This is a genomic window from bacterium, from assembly GCA_004299235.1.
In the GTDB taxonomy this organism is placed as follows: domain Bacteria; phylum Chloroflexota; class Dormibacteria; order Dormibacterales; family Dormibacteraceae; genus SCQL01.
This window is the reverse complement of the sequence record SCQL01000051.1, coordinates 1-3,855: the sequence shown is the minus strand read 5'-3', so window position 1 is coordinate 3,855 and position 3,855 is coordinate 1. Positions and strand designations below refer to the sequence as shown.

The 3,855-nt window shown below is 59.2% G+C and carries 5 protein-coding genes; 4 read left to right on the top strand and 1 reads right to left on the bottom strand.

The window, feature by feature from the left end; genetic code table 11:
• A partial coding sequence (locus EPN29_13800; protein ID TAN31314.1) for a group II intron reverse transcriptase/maturase occupies window positions 1-769 on the top strand: 769 nt, incomplete at its 5' end.
• Window positions 770-1,008: 239 nt separating this feature from the next.
• Here EPN29_13800 and EPN29_13795 read toward each other — a convergent pair.
• Complete coding sequence (locus EPN29_13795) at window positions 1,009-1,566, bottom strand: TetR/AcrR family transcriptional regulator (GenBank protein TAN31313.1); 558 nt, start codon at window positions 1,564-1,566, stop codon at window positions 1,009-1,011.
• 47 nt (window positions 1,567-1,613) lie between these two features.
• Here EPN29_13795 and EPN29_13790 point away from each other — a divergent pair, with 47 nt between their 5' ends.
• The 3 genes from EPN29_13790 to EPN29_13780 form a co-directional block, all read left to right on the top strand.
• The gene (locus tag EPN29_13790; GenBank protein ID TAN31312.1) at window positions 1,614-2,159 is read left to right on the top strand and encodes an SDR family NAD(P)-dependent oxidoreductase; all 546 of its coding nucleotides are present in this window, start codon (window positions 1,614-1,616) and stop codon (window positions 2,157-2,159) included.
• A gap of 266 nt (window positions 2,160-2,425) precedes the next feature.
• Window positions 2,426-2,962 carry a methyltransferase domain-containing protein gene (locus tag EPN29_13785; GenBank protein ID TAN31311.1) on the top strand — a complete coding sequence of 179 codons (537 nt, stop codon included), beginning with the start codon at window positions 2,426-2,428 and terminating at the stop codon, window positions 2,960-2,962.
• Between the two features lie 167 nt (window positions 2,963-3,129).
• The coding region (locus EPN29_13780) for a glutamine synthetase (GenBank protein ID TAN31310.1) at window positions 3,130-3,855 on the top strand (726 nt) is incomplete at its 3' end.

The window sequence follows — 3,855 nt, the reverse complement described above, 5'->3', positions numbered from 1 at the left end:
GTCGCGGGTCACGGATCAGGCGGTTGTAAAACTGCTTTCGCTGTGGCTCAACGCCGGGGTAATGGAAGATCTACAAGTCCGAACGGTGACGGCTGGCACGCCGCAAGGCGGCGTCATCTCGCCCCTGCTCGCTAACCTGTACCTCCATTGGCTCGACCGATATTGGGAACGCAAAGCCTTCGGGACACGGCCACACGATGCTCACATCGTGCGGTACGCCGACGATTTTGTAATCCTCTGCAACCGACGGCCCGAGTTCTATCTCGGAGAGGCTAAGAAGGTCTTAGATCGGCTGAGTCTCACGCTGAACGAGCAGAAGACGCGGATAGTCAACGCCAACGACGAGCCCTTCGATTTCCTCGGCCATCGCTTCGCGGTGCAACCGTCCAAACGGAGCGGCGAACGCAAGACGTTCTACTATCCGGCGCCCAAGTCAATGGCCTCGGTCAAGAGGCGGCTCCGCGATATCGTCCGTGGTGGGCAACATTGGGACCTCCCCGAACTCATCAGGAAACGGGTCAACCCGCTCCTACGGGGTTGGGGGAACTACTTCAAGACCGGCAACTCTCGAATTCATTTCAAGAGCATTGACAGCTACGCGACGTACATTCTCACGATCATGCTTCGGAAGAAGCACAAGAAGCCAGGCAAGGGATGGAGGGACCATCCGCCTTCATGGTTCTACGACTTCCATGGGCTGGTCAAACTGAACGGTCTCGTGGTCGTTGGTAACCCCATGCAACGGTACGCCAAGCAGGTGCCGTCATAATGCGCCGCCGGACGAAGACAGTCGGAAAGCCGTGTGCGGGAAAACTGCACGCACGGTTTGACGAGGGGTCCCTGGGGAGATCACTGCTCAAACTTGGGACCTACTCTACAGGCGGGCTTCGGCCCATCTACTTCTCTGGACCAAATCTTGAGCCTTGAAACTCCCGTGACATTCTGAGCTTTTCGAAGGAGGACGTTTCGCAACCAAAGCGTGGCGCTCGCGAGCGGCACGCTTTCTTTCTAAGGAAGTGTAAAGCGTTCGACCGCGTTCATGATGGATTTTTTTACGGCGTCGTGCGAGCGATCAGGGCTCAGCGATTCGGGCGAGACGCGATGTCCGGTCGTTGACAAGTTGAGAATCAGCACGAGGAGATCTTCGGGCGCAAAATCGCTTGTGATCGCGCCGGATTCTTGCGCTTCACGAATTGCAGCAATCTTTGCCTTCGAGGAACGCAAAGAGCTTGGGTGCGGAGCGTCGGTGCCGCGTTCCATCGCGTACCACGTTGCGATTCGCAGCACTTCGGGGTGTCTGCGGTAGCGGTCGTACAGACGACCGACGTATCCCGGCAAGTCGTACGCGTCGATCGGGACCTCTTCAATCGTCTGCACGACCATCGCATCGTACACGGCGTCAAAAAGGCTCTCTTTGCTGCCGAAGTAGGCATAGATCGCCTGCTTGTTTACGCCGGCAGCCTCCGCAATTCGATCCACGCGCGCTCCTGCAATCCCGTATTTCGCAAATTCCTTAGTGGCCGCGGCCAACAGTCGCTTCCGCGTCTCTCCAGAACTTCTTGGCATGATGGCATTACTTTCGTGCGCAGGTTGAAACGAATTTCTTCGGCGTTGTGAACGTGACGCGCGCCGCGGTGCGGGTGATGCATCAGCAGCGCAGCGGTCACATTATTCAGATTTCGTCGATAGGCGGGCGTCACGCGACACCTGGACCTGTAGCATACCAGTCCGCAAAGTGGGCAGTCGGAGGTTTCTCGGAGGTCGTAGCGAGAGAAACAGCGCCAGTCGGCATTCGCGTGACGGTTGTCGAGCCTGGCGGGATGCGCACCGAGTGGGCTGGATCGTCGATGCGCATCGACGACGTCTCACCCGATTATCGTGCCACGGTCGGTGCAATGGCTGCGAACTTGCGGAACAATAACGACATCATGCGTGGCGATCCCGACAAAATAGCGCAGGTGATTTTGCGGATCGTCGCAGAGCCGAATCCACCGGTACGGCTGCTGTTGGGATCGGACGCCGTGGCGGTCGCAGCTGCCGCAAACACTGAGCGCCAACGTGTAGACGAGCAGTGGCGCACCGTCAGTCTCTCAACAGACTTCGACGGCCTTACACCATTTCACGAGACGTCCGTAGCGCAGATCGTTACGACTTCGTAGTTTGCTCCTTTCAATGCAAAGGTTCCGTAGTGCGGCCCAAGCCCTGCCCCGACGAGACGGGAGCATTGGACGTTCCAAGGACGAAGAGTGACTGATAGCAGCTGACGCCTCGCGTTGCGTAGGCTGGTGACTGCACTACGTTGGCGCAGCTAGTTGCAACTGAAGCGATCGTCATGAAGTTGTGATATGGAGCTTGCCTCATCTAAGCACCGGTCTGTCAAATCGTGTGGGAGTAGAGAGTGGTAAGGCTCGGCAGCGGAATCTTCATGCCGGAGCTTGCAGCGCAGTGCGTCAACCTCTTCGGTGCCGACGTTCACGGCCACGCCGACGAGGTCATGGATATTCTGGCGCGGCGCTCGATTGGCGCGACCCTGCGCCGGTCGTCGGCGGGGAGCCTTCCGTTCGCGGATGCCGTCATGGATGTGGTCGTCGCGGCCAGCACGCTTGAGTTCGTCAAGGACCTTTCGGCGATGAGCGCCGAGATCGCGCATGTCCTCAAACCGGTCGCTGGTGATGGTCGTGCCGGGAGAGAACCTCGCGCTCGACGTGGGCTTGCGCTTCTTAGCTGGAACGAGCGCCAGAGACGAGTACGGCGACCCGCGCAAGAGCGTCGTTTCCACGCTGCTCCGGAACCTGATCGTCGAGACGGATGTGCGCTTTCCCCGCGCGCCGATCGGCATTCCGTTGCCTATCTATCGTGCGTTTCCGTCTTCGCCGACCGTGATGCGCCCGTAGCGTTCTGGGCCAAGATGTTCCTGCATCCACTTTCTCAGGGCTTTGGGTGGAGCATGATTCGATTGTAAAGCGGCCACGCTCCGGCTGCGGGCGAAGAGGCAGTTCAGATTGCTGTACGATCCCACTTGTGGGCGCGGCTACGGCCGAGGAGTTGCTTGGCCGATTGCCAAGTACCCCACGCCCCGTCTCATCTGCGGCGCCGCTCGCGGCACGTCAAGGAGTGCAAAGACAAGAGATGTCCACCGAACTGCGTGACTTCCTCGTGCTTCCGTACAGCGAGCTCGAAGACCTGAACTTGGTCGCCAAGCAACAGCGCATAGACCATGTGCCGAGCGACCAGCTTCAGGAAGAGCGGCTCAAGTACTTGACGGACGAGAAGCGCATCAAGGCGGTAACCGTCCTGTTTAGCGACCTCGAGGGCCGTCTGCACATGTTGGACTACGACAAGAAGTTCTTGCTCAAGTCCAACGATAACCTCACCTTCGACGGCTCCTCGATCCGCGGCTTCACCCCGCAGCGCGAGAGCGACCTGCGCCTGTCCATCGACTGGAGCGCCTTCTACTGGGCGCCCGCCGACATCTTTGGGCCGGGGAAGATCTTGGTCTTCGGCGACGTGCTCGACCGCGACGGCTCGCCGTTCGACGGCGACGTCCGCGGCAAGCTCAAGAAGCTATCTCGCGACTACTTTGAGCGGGACGGATACACGCTGAATGCAGCTAACGAGATCGAAGGCTTCCTCTTCCAAGGCTTGGATGCGGAGCGCCGCTATCACGAAACGGGTACGTTCGAGTACGTCAGCACCGGTGGTTATTATCACTCGCTGCCCAGCGACCCGCTGCGCATGTTCATCGACACGGTGGCCGAAGTGCAGCGTGCGATGGGCTTCCAGAACGAGAAGGACCATCCCGAGGTCGCGCCTTCGCAGTTCGAGATCAACTATGGCTACGGCGAGGTCGTTGCC

Coding starts and splice junctions, on each gene's coding strand:
- EPN29_13795 (TAN31313.1), bottom strand. CDS start 1,566: ATGCCAAGAAGTTCTGGAGAGACGCGGAAGCGACTGTTGGCCGCGGCC.
- EPN29_13785 (TAN31311.1), top strand. CDS start 2,426: ATGCCGGAGCTTGCAGCGCAGTGCGTCAACCTCTTCGGTGCCGACGTT.